At 75.1% G+C, this 16,802-nt stretch carries 2 protein-coding genes (1 of these 2 cut by a window edge); both read right to left on the bottom strand.

The features are described from left to right. Window positions 1-4: 4 nt before the first annotated feature. Window positions 5-15,118: a type I polyketide synthase gene (locus AB0M80_RS14330; RefSeq protein WP_364563789.1), complete on the bottom strand. Its 15,114-nt coding sequence runs from the start codon at window positions 15,116-15,118 to the stop codon at window positions 5-7. Continuing rightward, window positions 15,119-16,802 carry the final stretch of an SDR family NAD(P)-dependent oxidoreductase gene (locus AB0M80_RS14325; protein ID WP_364563786.1) on the bottom strand. 12,857 nt of this gene lie beyond the right edge of the window, so the window shows 1,684 of its 14,541 coding nt (coding positions 12,858-14,541); its start codon lies off the right edge, out of view; the stop codon is at window positions 15,119-15,121.

Genomic DNA, 16,802 nt, shown 5'->3' with positions numbered 1-16,802 from the left:
CCATTCAGGACAGTCCGAGTTCGTTGTCGATCAGGTCGAAGATTTCGTCGTCGGTCGCGGAGTCGAGTTCGGCGTCCCCGTCCTCGGCCCCCTCGGTGGCCCGGCGGCGGGCGAGCAGCGTCTCCAGCCGTGCGGTGACTTTCCTGGAGACGCTGTCGCCGGCGCGTTCCAGCAGCCGGTCCAGTTCGGCCAGCACCGCGTCGTCCGCGTCGACGGCGGCGGGGGCCAGCCCGGCCAGCAGGTGCGCGGCCAGGTCGGCCGGCGACGGGTGGTCGAAGATCAACGTGGCCGGCAGCCGCAGCCCGCTCTCGGCGGTGAGCCGGTTGCGCAGCTCCACCGCGGTCAGCGAGTCGAAGCCCAGGTCGAGGAAGCCGCGGCCGCCCTCGACGTCGGCGGCCGAGCCGTGGCCCAGCACCGTGGCGACGTGCCCGCGCACGACGTCGAGGAGGAACTCCTCGCGTTGGGGCTCGGGCACGCCCGCGAGCCGGTCGCGCAGCGACGGACCGGCCGGCACCGCCACCTCGGCGGTCCGGCGAGCCGGGGCCCGGACCAGCGACGCGAACAGCGGCGGCAACCCGGACTGGGCGGCCAGCGCCGCCGGGTCGAGCTGCAGCGGCAGCAGCGCCGGTTCCGGCCGGGCGGACGCGGCGTCGAACAGGTCGAGGCCGCGTTCGGCGGTGAACGGGACGAACGCGGACCGCGCCAGTTTAGCGAGGTCGGTTTCGCGGAGCATCCCGTCGGTGGCCCAGGGCCCCCAGCCCAGCGACCCGGCCGGGAGCCCCCGGGCCGCGCGGTGCTGCGCCAGGGCGTCGAGGAACGCGTTGGCCGCGGCGTAGTTGCCCTGCCCGGGGCTGCCCAGCGTGGCCGCCGCCGAGGAGAACAGCACGAACGCCGAGAGGCCCCGGTCGCGGGTGAGTTCGTGCAGGTTCAGGGCCGCGTCCACCTTCGGCCGCAGCACCGCGTTCAGCCGCTCGGGCGTGAGGGACGCGACGACGCCGTCGTCGAGGACACCGGCCGCGTGCACCACGCCGGTGAGCGCGGGGATCGCGGCGAGCACGGCGGCCAGCTCACGGCGGTCGGCGGCGTCGGCGGCCACGATCCGGACGTCCGCGCCGAGCTCCCGCAGCCCGGCGGCCAGCTCGGCCGCGCCGGGAGCGTCCGGGCCGCGCCGGCTCAGCAGGACCAGGTCGCGGACGCCGTGCCCGGTGACCAGCCGCCGGGCGACCAGGCCGCCCAGCGCGCCGGTGCCGCCGGTGATGAGCACCGTGCCGTCGCCGAAGCACGGCGGCATGGTGAGCACGACCTTGCCGACGTGCTTGGCCTGGCTGACGAACCGGAACGCCTCCGGCGCGCGCCGGACGTCCCAGGTCCGCACCGGCAGCGGCGTCAGCGCTCCGGCCTCGAACAGCGCGAGCACCTCGGTGAAGAGCTCCCGGATGCGGTCCGGGCCCGCTTCGACGAGGTCGAACGCCTGGTACCGGACGCCCGGGTGGGCGGCGGCGACGGCGCTTGCGTCGCGCACGTCGGCCTTGCCCATCTCGAGGAACCGCCCACCGCGCGGCATCAGCGCGAAGGACGCGTCCACGAACTCGTGGGTCAGGGCGTTGAGCACGACGTCGACGCCCCGGCCCCCGCTGGCCTCGCGGAACAGCTCCGCGAACCCGGTCGTGCGTGACGAAGCGAGGTGCGCGTCGTCGAGCCCGGACGCGCGCAGGACGTCCCACTTGCCGGGGCTCGCGGTGGCGTACACCTCGGCGCCGAGGTGGCGGGCCAGCTGGATGGCGGCCATGCCGACGCCACCGGCGCCGGCGTGCACCAGGACCGACTCCCCGGCCCGCAGCCCGGCCAAGTCCACGAGCCCGTAGTAGGCGGTGAGGAACACGATGGGCACCGACGCCGCTTCGCTGAACGACCAGCCGTCGGGAATCTTCGCCAGCATCCGCTGGTCGGCGACCGAGCGCGGGCCGAAGGAGCCGGGGAAGAAGCCCATCACCTTGTCGCCGGGCGCGAGCCCGGTGACGCCTTCGCCGCATTCCAGCACGACGCCGGCGCCTTCGATGCCCATGAGCGGCTCGCCCGGGTACACGCCGAGGCCGATGAGGACGTCGCGGAAGTTCATCCCGGCGGCGCGGATGGCCACCCGGACCGTGCCCGGCTCCAGCCGCTCCGGCAGCGGGTTCGGCACCAGCGCGAGGTTCTGCAGGGTGCCGCGGCCGGTGCTGTCGAGCCGCCAGTCGCCCTCGGCGGGTGGCTGGAGCAAAGGAGCCGCGCCGGCGCGCACGAGCCGCGCGGCCAGTGCCCGGCCGTCCCGCAGCGCGAGCTGCGGTTCGCCGGAAGCGACCGCGCCGAGCAGCGCCGCCGAGCGCGGGTCCTCGTCGTCGAGGTCGACCAGCACGAGCCGGCCGGGGTTTTCGAACTGCGCCGACCGCAGCAGGCCCCACACCGGCGCGGCGGTGAGGTCGGGGACGCGGTCGCCGTCGGCCGCGCCGACCGCGCCGCGGGTGACCAGCACGAGCCGGGCGGTGGCGAACCGCTCGTCGGCCAGCCACTCCCGCACCAGCTCGAGCGCGAAACCGGCCCGCTCGCGCGGCTGCGTCGAGTGCCGGATCGCGGAGAACACGTACTGCGGTTCTTCGCCGCTTTCCTCGGTGCGGCGGCCCAGTTCCGCCAGGTCCACACAGGACTCGACGGTGCCGGCCGAGCCGAGCCCGGCGACCAGGCCCAGCGGGTCCGGGCCGATGACCGCGTACCGGCCGCCCGCCGCTTCCGGCACCGGGATCGGCGTCCACTCGACGGCGAACAGCGCGTCGCCGCCGTCCGGGCCGCGCAGCTGCTCGGCCGAGACCGGGCGCAGCACCAGCGCGGCCACCGACGCCACCGGTGCGCCGGTGGCGTCGGCGACGTCGACGGCGACCGCGTCCCCGGCACCCGGCCGCAGCCGGACCCGCAGCGCGGTGGCGCCGGTGGCGTGCAGGGTGACGCCGGTCCAGGCGAACGGCAGCCGGGGGCCGGTTTCGCCGTCGCGCAGGCCCAGTGCGTGCAGTGCGGCGTCCAGCAGGGCCGGGTGCAGGCCGAACGCGCCCGCCTGCTGCCGTTCCGGCAACGCGACCTCGGCGTAGATCTCCTCGCCGAGGCGCCAGGCCGCCCGCAAGCCGCGGAAGGCCGGGCCGTAGCCGAACCCGGACGCCGCCAGTTGGTCGTAGAAGCCGGTCACGTCGACCGGTTCCGCACCGGCGGGCGGCCATTCGGCCAGCGCGGCCGGGTCCCCCGCGGCCGCCGGCGCGAGGACGCCCGCGGCGTGCGCGGTCCACTCGTCCCGGCCTTCCGGGCGCGAATGGATCGTCAGCTCGCGGCGGCCGTCGGCGGCCGGCCCGCCGACCGACACCTGGATCGCGACGGCGTCCTGCTCGCGCAGCACGAGCGGGGCCGCGAGGGTCAGTTCCTCCACGACCGGGCAACCGACCTGGTCACCCGCCCGGACCGCCAGCTCGACGAAGGCGGTGCCGGGCAGCAGGACGGTGCCGAGCACCGTGTGGTCGGCCAGCCACGGCTGCGCGGCGAGCGACAGCCGCCCGGTGAGGACCACGTCGTCACCCCCGGCCAGCGGCAGCGACGCGGCCAGCAGCGGGTGCGCCGCGTCGGTGAGCCCGGCTGCGGCCACGTCCCCGGCCACGGCGGAGACCTCCGGCCAGTACCGGCGGTGCTGGAAGGCGTACGTCGGCAGCGGAACCCGGCGGGCCCCGGGGACCGCGGCCGAGAGGTCGACCGGGACCCCGCGGACCCAGAGCCCGGCCAGCGCGGTGGCGAACGTGCGTTCTTCCGGGCGGTCGCGGCGCAGCAGCGGCACCGCCACGACGTCCTCGCCGAGGCAGTCCGCGGCCATGGCGCTGAGCACCGCGTCCGGCCCGGCTTCGAGGAACGTCCGGACGCCCAGCCCGGCCAGGGTGGCGACGGCGTCGGCGAACCGCACCGACGCCCGCACCTGGCGCACCCAGTAGTCCGGTGTGGACAGTTCGGGGCCGGCGAGCGCGCCGGTCACGGTCGACACCACGGTCCGCTCGGCCGGGTGGTAGGTCAGGGTCTCGGCGACCGCGGCGAAGTCGTCGAGCATCGCGTCCATCCGCGGGGAGTGGAACGCGTGGCTCACCTTGAGCCGCTTCGTCCGCACGCCCGCCGCCGCGAACCCGGCGGCCAGCTCCAGCACGACGTCCTCGTCGCCGGAGACGACGACCGAGCCGGGCCCGTTCACCGCCGCGATGCCGGCCCGCCCGCCGGTCTTGGCCACCTCCGCGGCCACGGCTTCCTCGCCGGCGCGCAGCGACACCATCGCCCCGCCGGCCGGCAGAGCCTCCATCAACCGGCCGCGGGCGGCGACCAGCTCGGCGGCGTCGCGCAGCGACAGGACGCCGGCGACGTGCGCGGCGACCAGCTCGCCGATCGAGTGACCGGCGAGGTGGTCCGGCCGCACGCCCCAGCTTTCGGCCAGCCGGTACAGGGCCAGCTCCACGGCGAACAGCGCCGTCTGGGTGTAGGCGGTCCGGTCCAGCAGCGCGGCTTCGGGCGTGCCGGGCTCGGCGAACACCAGGTCACGCAGGGAGTGCTCCAGGTGCGGGTCGAGGTGCGCGCAGGCCTCGTCGAACGCGTCGGCGTAGACCTCGAACCGGGCGTAGAGCTCCCGGCCCATCCCGGCGCGCTGGGCGCCCTGCCCGGTGAACAGCACGGCGAGCGGCCCGGTGGCCGCTTCCCCCGCGATGACCTCGGCGGCCGGCGTGCCGGCGGCGAGCGCGGCCAGTCCCGCCCGGAAGTCCCCGGCCGTGGTGCCGAGCACGACGGCGCGGTGGTCCAGCGCGGCCCGGCCGGTGGCCAGCGAGAACCCGACGTCGGCCGGGTTGCCGTCCACTTCGGACAGCTGAGCGGCCTGGGCGCGCAGCGCGGCCACCGACCGGCCCGACACCGGCCACGGCACCAGCCCCTCCGGCGGCTCGGTCGCGGCCTCGGCCGGAGCGGGCCCGGCCTGCTCGATGATGGTGTGCGCGTTGGTCCCGGAAATGCCGAAGGAGGAGATCCCGGCGCGCCGCGGCCGGTCGGCCGGCCACTCCCGGGCCTCGGTCAGCAGCTCGACCGCACCCGCCGTCCAATCCACGTGGGACGAGGGCGCGTCGACGTGCAGCGACTTCGGCAGCAGGCCGTGCCGCATGGCCATGACCATCTTGATGATCCCGGCGGCGCCGGCGGCGGCCTGCGTGTGGCCGATGTTCGACTTCACCGAGCCCAGCCACAGCGGCGTCTCGCGGTCCTGGCCGTAGGTCGCCAGCACCGCCTGCGCCTCGATCGGATCACCCAGGGTCGTCCCGGTGCCGTGCGCCTCGACCACGTCCACATCGGACGGTGCCAGGCCCGCGTTCGCCAGCGCCGCGCGGATCACCCGCTGCTGCGAGGGACCGTTCGGCGCGGTCAGGCCGTTCGACGCACCGTCGGAGTTGACCGCCGAGCCCCGGACGAGCGCCAGGACCTCGTGGCCGTTTCGGCGGGCGTCCGAGAGCCGCTCCAGCAGGAGCAGCCCGGCGCCCTCCGCCCAGCCGGTGCCGTCCGCCGCCTCGGCGAACGGCTTGCACCGGCCGTCGGGGGCCAGCCCGCGCTGCCGGCTGAACTCGACGAACGCCCCCGGGGTCGACATGACGGTGACCCCGCCGGCGACGGCCATCGTGGACTCGCCCTGGCGCAGCGACTGACAGGCCAGGTGCAGCGCGACCAGCGAAGACGAGCACGCCGTGTCGACCGCGACCGACGGCCCCTCCAGTCCGAAGGTGTAGGAGACGCGCCCGGCGATGACGCTGGTCGTGTTGCCGGTCAGGAGGTGGCCCTCGACGCCCGAGGACGCGCCCAGCAGGGTGACGTAGTCCTGGCCGTTGGTGCCGGCGAACACCCCGGTCTTCGTGCCGCGCAGCGACTGCGGGTCGATGCCCGCCCGCTCGAACAGTTCCCACGACGTCTCCAGCAGCAGCCGCTGCTGCGGATCCATCGCGAGGGCCTCGCGGGGCGAGATGCCGAAGAAGCCGGCGTCGAACTCCCCCACCCCCTCGAGGAACCCGCCTTCGCGGGCGTAGCTGCGGCCGCTCTTGCCCGGGTCCGGGTCGTAGAGCGCACCGACGTCCCAGCCGCGGTCGGCGGGGAACGCGGCGATGCCGTCGCCGCCCGCACCGACCAGGCGCCAAAGGTCTTCCGGGGAGCGGACCCCGCCCGGGTAGCGGCAGCTCATCGCGACGATGGCGATCGGGTCGTCGGCCGGGACGGCGACGGCCGCGGGCCGCCCCGGTTCCGGGGCGTCGGCGCCGAAGATCTCCTCGAGCAGGCGGTCGGTCAGGTCCGCCGGGGTCGGGTGGTCGAACACGAGCGTCGACGGCAGGGCGAGGCCGGTTTCGGCGGCCAGCCCGTTGCGCAGCTCGACGGCGGTGAGCGAGTCGAAGCCCAGGTCCTTGAAGGGCCGCGCCGGCTCGATCGCCTCGGCGCCGTCGTGCCCGAGGACCGCCGCGGCGCGGACGCGCACGACGTCCAGGAGCACGCGGCGGCGTTCGGGACCGGGCAGCACGGCCAGGCGGCCGGTCAGCTCGGCCGTGCCGCGGGCGGTGCTCTCGGCCCCCGCCGCGGCGGCGGTGAACTCGGGCAGTTCGCTCATGAGCGGCCGGGGCCGGGCGGCCGCGTACGACGGCGCGAACCGGGCCCAATCGACGTCGGCGACGACGACGGTGGTCTCGTCGAGCTCGACGGCCTGCAGCAGCGCCCGCAGGCCGAGGTCCGGGTCCAGCGGGTTGAGCCCGCGACGGCGAAGCAGCTCTTCGCCCTCTTCGGAGGCGCCCATGCCGGCCCCCGCCCACGGGCCCCAGGCGATCGACGTCCCGGTGCGCCCGGCAGCGCGGCGGCGTTCGGCCAGCGCGTCGAGGTGCGCGTTCGCCGCGGCGTAGGCGCCCTGGTGCCCGCTGCCCCAGACCCCGGCGATCGACGAGAAGAGCACGAAGGCTTCGAGCGGGTTGTCGCCGAGGAGTTCGTCGAGGTGGGCGGCGCCGTCCACCTTCGCGCTGACCACTTCCGCGAAGTCCGTTGTGGACGATTCGGTGATCGGGGTGAACCGGCCGTGGCCCGCGGCGTGGAAGACCGCGGAAACCGGCCGCCGGGCGAGGACTTCCGCCAGGGCCGCGCGGTCGGCGACGTCGCAGGCCACGATCTCGGGCTCGGCGCCGAGGTCACGCAGCCGCGTCGCGAGGTCGTCCGCGCCGGGCGCCGCCGGGCCGCGCCGGCTGAGCAGCAGCAGATGCCGGGCGCCGCGGGCGGCCAGGGTGCGGGCCAGTGCGCTGCCCAGCGCCCCGGTGCCGCCGGTGATCAGGACAGTGCCCTCGGGGGTCCAGCCGCCGGGCTCGGCCCCGGCCGGGGCGCGGACGAGCCGGGGCACGAACGCGCCGGACGCCCGCAGGGCCACCTGGTCCTCGCCGGTGCCCGCGGCGAGGAGGGCCGCGAGCCGGGCGTGGCCACGGTCGTCGAGGGTGGCCGGGAGGTCCAGGAGCCCGATTTCGCGGCCGGTGAGTTCGAGGGCGGCGACCCGGCCGAGGCCCCAGACCTGCGCCTGCGCCGGATCGGGGGCGGCGTCGGACCGGCCGGTGCGCACGGCTTCGGTGGTGACGCACCAGAACGGGCCGGGCAGTTCGGCCTCGGCGACGGCCTGCAGCACGGTGAGGGCTTCGTCGAGGTCGGCCGGAAAAGCCAGCGCTCCGGCGATGTCTTTCACATCATGCAGGCGTTCGAGGCCCGCGGTGCGGACCTCCGCGCCACGCTCGGCCAGGCTTTCCGCGATCCCGGCGTTCTCGCTGCCGATGAGCAGCCAGGTGCCGGACAGCCGGCCGGCCGGGACCGGGTGCGGCCGCCAGGTGAGGCGGTACCGCCACGAATCCAGGGTGCTCGCCTCGCGGTGGCGGGTGCGCCAGGCCCGCAGCGCGGGCTGGATCGCGCCGGCGAGGTCCTCGTCGACGGCGAGGTCCCGGGCCAGGTCGCCGTGCTCCACGGCGGCCCAGAACGCGGCGTCGGCGGTGTCGGCGGCCGGTTGCCGGCGGGCGGGTTCGAGCCAGTAGCGCTGGTGCTCGAAGGGGTACGTCGGCAGCGCGACGGCGCGGCCGGCAGAACCGGCGTAGAGGCTCGGCCAGTCCAGGTCGATGCCGCTGACGTGCAGCCGGGCCAGCGCGGTGAACAGGGTTCGTTCCTCGTCGCGGTCGCGGCGCAGGGCGGGGATCGCCGTGCCCGGGACCATCGAGCTGAGCACGCCGTCCGGGCCCAGTTCCAGGAACACCCCGACCCCCGCGGCCGCCAGCGTCGACACACCGTCGCCGAACCGGACGGCTTCGCGTACGTGCCGGACCCAGTAGTCCGCGGTGAACGGCTCGGCGAGCGCACCGCTCACGTTCGAGATCACCGGGATCTCCGCCGGGTGGTACTGGAGCTGCTCCGCAATCGAGCGGAATTCCTCCAGCATCGGATCCATCAACGGCGAGTGGAACGCGTGGCTCACCTTCAGCCGCTTGGTCTTCGGGAACTTCGCCGCGATCTCCAGCACCGCAGCCTCGTCACCCGAAATCACCACCGACTCCGGACCGTTCACCGCCGCGATCGAGACACCCTCGATCAACACGATGTCCGACTCCGGCGCGGCGATCGACACCATCGCCCCACCCGGCGGCAACGCCTGCATCAACGACGCCCGAGCCGACACCAGACGACAAGCATCCACAAGAGACAACACCCCGGCCACGTGCGCCGCCGAAATCTCCCCGATCGAATGCCCCGCCACAAAATCCGGCCGCACACCGAAAGACTCCACCAGCCGGAACAACGCCACCTCGACCGCGAACAACGCGGGCTGGGTGAACTCGGTGCGGTCCAAGAGCCCGTCGTCGTCGAAGGCCTCGCGCAACCGGGGACCGAAGTGCGCGCACACCGCATCGAAAGCCTCGGCGTACACCGGGAACCGGTCGTACAGCCCCCGGCCCATCCCGGCCCGCTGGGCGCCCTGGCCGGTGAACAACACGGCCAGCAGCGCGTCCCGGTCGGCCGTCCCGGTCACCACGGCGGTGTCCGTGCCGCCATCGGCGAGGACACCCAGCGCCCGGTCGACCTCTCCGCCGGACGCGACGAGCACCGCGCGGTGCTGGTGCGTGGCGCGCGTGAAAGCCAAGGAATACGCGAGGTCCTGCGGCGCCACGTCCGTGCCCCGGAGCCGATCCGCCTGGGCCCGCAACGCCGTGGCACTCCGGGCCGACAGCGGCACGAGCGGCGGCGTCGCGTCCGGACCCGCGGGAGCGACGGCGGCGGGTTCGGCCTCCTCCAAGACGACGTGGGCATTGGTGCCGCTCACCCCGAAGGCCGAGACGGCCGCGCGGCGCGGGCCGTCGGAAGCCCACTCCCGTTCCTCGGTGAGCAGTTCGACGGCGCCCGTGGACCAGTCCACGTGGGACGACGGCGTGTCGACGTGCAAGGTGCGGGGCAGCACGCCGTGCCGCATCGCCAGGACCATCTTGATCACGCCCGCGACCCCGGAGGCGGACTGGGTGTGCCCGATGTTCGATTTCAGCGAGCCGAGCCACAGGGGCCGGTCCCGGTCGCGGCCGTAGGTGGCCAGCAAGGCCTGCGCCTCGATGGGGTCACCGAGCCGGGTCCCGGTTCCGTGCGCCTCGACAGCGTCCACATCGGACGTGGCCAGGCCCGCGTTGGCCAGCGCGGCCCGGATCACCCGCTGCTGCGACGGACCGTTCGGCGCGCTCAGACCGTTGGACGCACCATCCTGGTTCACCGCCGAACCCCGCACCACAGCGAGCACCGAGTGGCCGTTGCGCTGAGCATCGGACAGTCGTTCCAGCAGCACGAGGCCGACACCCTCGCCCCAGCCGGTGCCGTCGGCGGCGTCGGCGAAGGACTTGCAGCGGCCGTCCTCGGCGAGCCCGCGCTGGCGGCTGAACTCGACGAAGGCGGCCGGGTGCGCCATCACGGTGACCCCGCCCGCCAAGGCCATCGAGCACTCGCCCTGCCGCAGCGACTGGCACGCCAGGTGCAGCGCCACCAGCGACGACGAGCACGCCGTGTCCACGGTGACCGCCGGGCCCTCCAGGCCGAAGGTGTAGGACAGGCGGCCCGAGACGACGGCCGGGGCACTGCCGGTCAGCAGGTAACCCTCGGAGCCGCCGGACTCGTCGCGGGCGCCGACGCCGTAGCCGGAGGAGGTGGCCCCGACGAAGACGCCGGTTCCGCTGCCGCGCAACGCATCCGGGTCGATGCCGGCCCGCTCGAAGACTTCCCAGGACGTCTCCAGCAGCACCCGCTGCTGCGGGTCCATGGCCAGGGCTTCGCGCGGCGAGATGCCGAAGAACCCGGCGTCGAACTCCGCCGCCGTGGTCATGAACCCGCCTTCGCGGGTGTAGCTGGTGCCGAGGTTCGCCGGGTCCGGGTCGTAGAGCGCGGCCAGGTCCCAGCCGCGGTCGGCGGGGAACGGGCCGACGCCGTCCGCGCCGTCGGCCAGCAGGCGCCACAGGTCCTCGGGCGACCGCACGTCCCCCGGGTAGCGGCAGCCCATGGCCACGATGGCGATCGGCTCGTCGGAGACGGCCGCGGCGACCGGGCCGGGCCCGTCGGTCACGACGCCGGAAACCTCGCGCAGGAGGTGCTCGGCCAGTGCCCGCGGGTGCGGGTGGTCGAAGACGACGGTCGACGGGAGGCGGACACCGGTCGCGGCGGTCAGCCGGTTGCGGAGTTCGACGGCGGTCAGCGAGTCGAAGCCGAGTTCGCGGAAGGCCCGGTCGGCGGGGACGGCCGCGCCCGAGTCGTGCCCCAGCACGGCGGCGGCCTGCGCGCGCACGAGGTCGAGGACGTGGTGCGCGGCCTCGCGCGCGCCGAGCCCGCGCACGGCCTCGGCGAGGCCGGTGCCGACCTCGGTGACGACCTCCTCTGCGTATTCACGCACCTCGGGCAGGTCTTCGATCAGCGGGCGGCGCCGGGCGGCGGTGAACCCGGCGGCGAACCGGGGCCAGTCCATGTCGGCGACGGCCACGAACGTCTCGTCGGCGTCCAGCGCGTGCTGCAGGGCGGCGATGGCGAGCTTCGGGTCCATTTCCCGCAGGCCGCGGCGGCGCAGGTGGTCCTTCGCCTCGGCGCTGCCCGCCATCCCCTCGCCCGCCCAGGAACCCCAGGCCACCGAAGTCGCCTTCCGGCCGCGCGCGCGTCGGCGGGCGGCGAGCGCGTCGAGGTGGGCGTTCGCGGCGGCGTAGGCGCCCTGGCCCGCGCTGCCCCAGACGCCCGCGTTGGAGGAGAAGAGGACGAAGGCGTCGAGGTCGTCGCCGAGCAGCTCGTCCAGGTGGTCGGCGCCGGCGGCCTTGGCCGCGAGGACCTCGGCGAACTCGCCGGCAGTCGTGTCCGCGACGGTGCCCGCCTGCGGCAGGCCGGCGGTGTGCACGACGGCGCGCACTTCGCCCAGCCCGGCGACGAGCGCGGCGACGGCGTCGCGGTCGGCGAGGTCGCAGGCGGCGAAGGTGACTGCGGCGCCGAGAGCGGTCAGTTCGGCTTCGAGCTCGGCGGCGCCCGGAGCAGCCGCCCCGCGGCGGCTGACGAGGACGAGGTGCTCGGCGCCGGACCGGGCCAGCCAGCGGGCGACGTGTCCGCCGAGCGCACCGGTGCCCCCGGTGACCAGCACGGTGCCCTCGGGCCGCCACCTGTGCGCGGGTTCGCCTCCGGGTGCGTGGGCGAGCCTTCGCGCGAAGACGCCCGACGCGCGGATGGCGACCTGGTCCTCGTGGTCGAGCCCGGCGAGAACGGCGGTCAGGCGCCGCGCGGCCCGGCGGTCGAGGGTGCCGGGGAGGTCGACGAGGCCGCCCCACCGTTCCGGGTGTTCGAGGCCGACGACCCGGCCCAGCGCCCAGATCTGCGCGGGGTCCGCGGCGGGAGCCTCGTCGCCGGGCAGCGCGGCGACGGCGTTGCGGGTCAGCAGCCAGAGGGGCGCGGTGCTCCCGGCCAGTGCCTGGGCGAGGAGGAGGGTGCCGGGCGCGTCGGGGAGCAGGGAAAGCACCCCGGTGGCATCGGTGAGGTCGTCGAGCGAATCGATGACCACCGGCTCGGCCCCGGCGGCAGCCAGGCACTCCGCCACGTCGGTGGCGTCGGTGCCAGGGGCGACGACCACCACCCACCGCCCGGACAGCGTCGCGGTTTCCGGCGCGGCGAGCGGCTTCCACTCGACGCGGTACCGCCAGGAGTCCACAATGGACTTCTCTTGGCGAAGACGGCGCCAGCGGGCCAGTGCGGGCAGCAGCTCGCCGAACGACGTCTCGGAGCCGACCCCGAGCAGCTCGGCCAGCGTGCCGAGGTCCTCCCCGTCGACCGCGGCCCAGAACCGGGCGTCCGCGGGATCCCCGGCGACGGGCCGGTTGGGCGCGTCGAGCCAGTAACGCTTGCGCTGGAAGGCGTAGGTCGGCAGGTCGACGATACGGCCGTCCGGGAAGGCCGGCGTCCAATCGACGGCCACCCCGTTGACGTGCGCCTCGGCGAGCGCGGTGTGGAACCTGGTCAAGCCACCGTCGTCACGACGCAACGAGCCGAGCGCGAGCACATCGTCGCCGATCGCCATCGTGAGCACCGGGTGCGGCGAAGCTTCGATGAACGTCGAGAACCCTTCGCCCTTCAGCAACTCGACGGCGGAGTCCAGCCGCACCGTGCTGCGCAGGTTCGTGTACCAGTACTCCGCGTCCAGCGCCGAGCCGTCGATCCCCTCCCCGCTCACCGTCGAGATGAAGGATGTCTCCGCCGATCGAGGCGTGATCGGGCCGAGCACCTCGAGGAGTTCCTCGCGCAGCTGCTCGACCTGCGCCGAGTGCGAGGCGTAGTCCACCGGCACCCGCTTCGCGCGAACCCCGTCGGCTTCGCAAGCCGCGACCAGCTCGTCGAGAGCCCCCGGCTCGCCGGAGACCACCACCGCGGCGGGACCGTTCACGGCGGCGATCGACAACCCGCCCGTGAGCCGCTCTTCGACGGTGGCAAGAGGTGCCGCCACCGACACCATCCCACCGCGACCGGCCAGCGCGAGAATCGCCTTGCTGCGCAACGCCACGACCCGAGCGCCGTCCTCGAGCGACAGGGCACCCGACACCACCGCGGCCGCGATCTCACCCTGAGAATGGCCGACCACGGCGTCGGGCACGACGCCGAACGACCGCCACAACTCCGCCAGCGACACCATCACCGCGAACAAGGCCGGCTGGACCACATCGACCCGGCCCAACGCCTCCGCATCAGCCAGCACCTGGCGCAACGGCCAATCCACAAAGGACCCCAGGGCCGTCGCGCACTCGTCCAGCCGGGCGGCGAACACCGGCGAAGACTCCGCCAGCTCCAGCGCCATCCCGGCCCACTGCGAACCCTGCCCCGGGAACACCAGGGCCACCTTGCCGCGGACCGAGGCTTCCCCGGTGACCAGGGCCGAGCTCGCCGAGCCGGAGGCAAGGGCGGCGAGCCCGCCGTCCCCGGTGACCACCGCGCGGTGACTGAGCAGCGCCCGGGACTTCACCAGCGAGAACCCGATGTCGGCAGGATCGCCGACGTGGTCCAGCAACGCCGCTGCCTGCGCCCGCAAAGCTTCGGAAGAACCGGCCGACAACACCCAAGGCACCGCGCCCGAAGCCGCCCGCGCCGGCGGAGCGGGTTCCTCCGGGACCTGCTCCAGGATCACGTGCGCGTTGGTCCCGCTGACCCCGAACGACGAGACGCCGATCCGCCGCGGCTGCCCGGTTTCCGGCCACGGCGTCGCCTCGGTGAGCAGCCGGACCTCCCCGGCACTCCAGTCCACTTGGGACGACGGCGCGTCGATGTGCAGGCTCCGGGGCAGCAGGCCCCGGCGCATGGCCTGGACGGACTTGATGATCCCGGCCACCCCGGCCGCGGCCTGGGTGTGCCCGAGGTTGGACTTGACCGAGCCGAGCAGCAGCGGCCGGTCGGCCGCGCGGCCGCGGCCGTAGGTGGCCAGCAGCGCCTGCGCCTCGATCGGGTCGCCGAGGGTGGTGCCGGTGCCGTGCGCTTCGACCGCGTCGACCTGCTCGGCCGACAGCTGGGCGCGCTCCAGCGCGGCGCGGATGACCCGCTGCTGCGACGGCCCGTTCGGCGCGGTCAAGCCGCTGCTCGCGCCGTCCTGGTTGACCGCGGAGCCGCGGACGACAGCGAGCACCGGGTGCCCGTGGCGGCGCGCGTCGGAAAGGCGTTCGACGAGCAGCATCCCGGCGCCCTCGCCCCAGCCGGTGCCGTCGGCGGCGTCGGCGAAGGGCTTGCAGCGGCCGTCGGCGGCCAGGCCGCGCTGACGGCTGAACGCGGTGAAGGTGCCCGGCGTGGCCATCACCGTCACCCCGCCGGCCAGGGCCAGGGAGCAGTCGCCGAGCCGGACGGCCTGGCAGGCCAGGTGCAGGGCCACGAGCGACGACGAGCAGGCGGTGTCGATGGTGACCGCGGGACCTTCGAGGCCGAGGGTGTAGGCGATCCGGCCGGACGCGACGCTGCCCGCACTGCCGTTGCCGAGATGGGCCTCGAACTCCGCGAACACCTCGGGCGCGAGCAGCAGCCGGGCCGCGTAGTCGGAGTACATCACCCCGGCGTAGACGCCGACCTTTTCGCCGCGCACGGACGCCGGGTCGATGCCCGCCCGTTCCAGCACCTCCCACGACACTTCCAGGAGCAGCCGCTGCTGCGGGTCCATGGCGAGGGCCTCACGCGGGGAGATCCCGAAGAAGCCGGCGTCGAAGTCGGCCGCGTCGTGCAGGAACGCGCCCTCCCGGGTGTAGCTGGTGCCCGCGCTGCCGGGGTCGGCGTCGTAGAGCGCCGCCAGGTCCCAGCCGCGGTCGGCGGGGAAGGCCCCGACCGCGTCCTCCCCGGCTTCCAGCAGGTCCCACAGCTGTTCGGGGGTGCGGACGCCGCCGGGGAACCGGCAGCTCATGCCGACGATGGCGACCGGCTCCTGCGCGCGGTCCTCGTTCTCCTTCAGCCGCCGCCGGGCCTCGCGCAGATCGGCCGTGGCCCGCTTGAGGTAGTCCAGGAGCTTCTGTTCGTTCGACATTCAGGACATCCCCAGTTCGTCGTCGAGGAGCTCGAAGATCTCCTCGGCGGTGGCGTCGGCCAGTTCCGTGCCGGGTTCCTCCCGGCGGTCGTCGGTCGCGGTCCACCGGGCCAGCAGCTCGCGCAGGCGTTCGGTGATGAGGTCGCGTTCGCCGGCGCCGGGCTCGGTCGCGGCGAGCACCGCGGTCAACCGGTCCAGCTCGGCGTGGACGGGCAGGACGACCGTCGCCCCCTCCGCGGGCAGCTCGGCGCACAGGTGCTTGGTGAGCGCGTCCGGGTTCGGGTAGTCGAAGATCAGCGTGGCGGGCAGCCGCAGCCCGGTCACCGCGTTGAGCCGGTTGCGCAGCTCCAACGCGGTCAACGAGTCGAACCCGAGGTCGAGGAAGCCGCGGCCGGCTTCGACGGCGTGGCCCGAGGCGTACCCGAGCACGGCCGCGACCTGGGCGCGCACGACCTCGTCGACGACGCGGAACTGTTCGGCCTCCGGCAGGCCGGCGAGCCGCTCGGCCAGCCCGGGTCCGGCCGGGACGCCGTCGCGCACGGTCCGCCGCGCCGGCGTCCGCACCAGCCCGCGCAGCAGCGCCGGGACCTCGGCCCGGGCGCGCCAGGCGGCCAGGTCGAGCGCGACCGGCATGAGCAGCGGCTCGCCGGTCCCGAGAGCGAGGTCGAACAGCCGCAGCGCGCGGTCGGTGGGCAGGGCGCGGACGCCCGACCGGCCGAGCCGCGAGACGTCGTCGTCGCCGAGGTGCGCGGTCAGGCCGCTGCGCGCCTCCCACAGCCCCCACGCGAGCGAAGTCGCGGCCAGGCCCCGGCCGTGGCGGTGCTGGGCGAGGGCGTCGAGGTAGGCGTTGGCCGCGGAGTAGCCGGCCTGGCCCGCGCCGCCCATCGTCGTCGCGAAGGAGGAGAACAGGACGAACGCGTCGAGGTCGAGGTGCGCGGTGAGTTCGTGCAGGTGCCGCGCGGCCACGGCCTTGGGCCGCAGGACGGTGTCCAGCCGCTCCGGCGTCAGTGCTTCGAGGACGCCGTCGTCGAGCGCGCCCGCGGCGTGCACCACCGCCGTGAGCGGGTGCTCGGCGGGGATGTGCGCCAAGGCGTCTTCGAGGGCGGCCCGGTCGGCGACGTCGCAGGCGAGCGCGGTCACCGACGCCCCGGCGGCGGTCAGCTCTTCGGCGACGCCGGGTGCGCTACGGCTGAGCAGCAGGAGGTGGCGGACGCCGTGGACGGTCACCAGGTGCCGGGCGAGCAGGCCGCCGAGCACGCCGCTCGCGCCGGTGACGAGAACCGTCCCGTCCGGGTCCCAGGTGTGTGCCTCGGCGGGCGGGGTCGCCCGCGCCAGGCGGGGTACGTGGAGTTCGCCGTCGCGCAACGCCAGCTGCGGTTCCCCCGAAGCGGCCGCCGCACCGGCCCAGGTGGCGATGTCCTCCGGGGTGTCGACGTCCAAGAGGACGAACCGGCCCGGGTGTTCCGATTGGGCCGAACGCACGAGACCCCAGACGGCCGCCGCGGCGGGGTCGGCGGGCGCCTCCCCCACGGCCGACTCGGTGACCAGCACCAGCCGCCCGTCGGGCGCTCCGGCCAGGAAGTCCTGCACGGTCTCGAGCGCCTCGGCCGTCACGTCACCGCGGCACTCGGTGTAGGCGACCGGCCCGGGTTCGCCGAGGGGCACGGCCGGGGCTGCGGGTTCG

Source organism: Amycolatopsis sp. NPDC051045 (genome assembly GCF_040682955.1).
Taxonomy (GTDB): Bacteria; Actinomycetota; Actinomycetes; order Mycobacteriales; family Pseudonocardiaceae; genus Amycolatopsis.
This window is presented reverse-complemented; position numbering and strand designations above follow the sequence as displayed.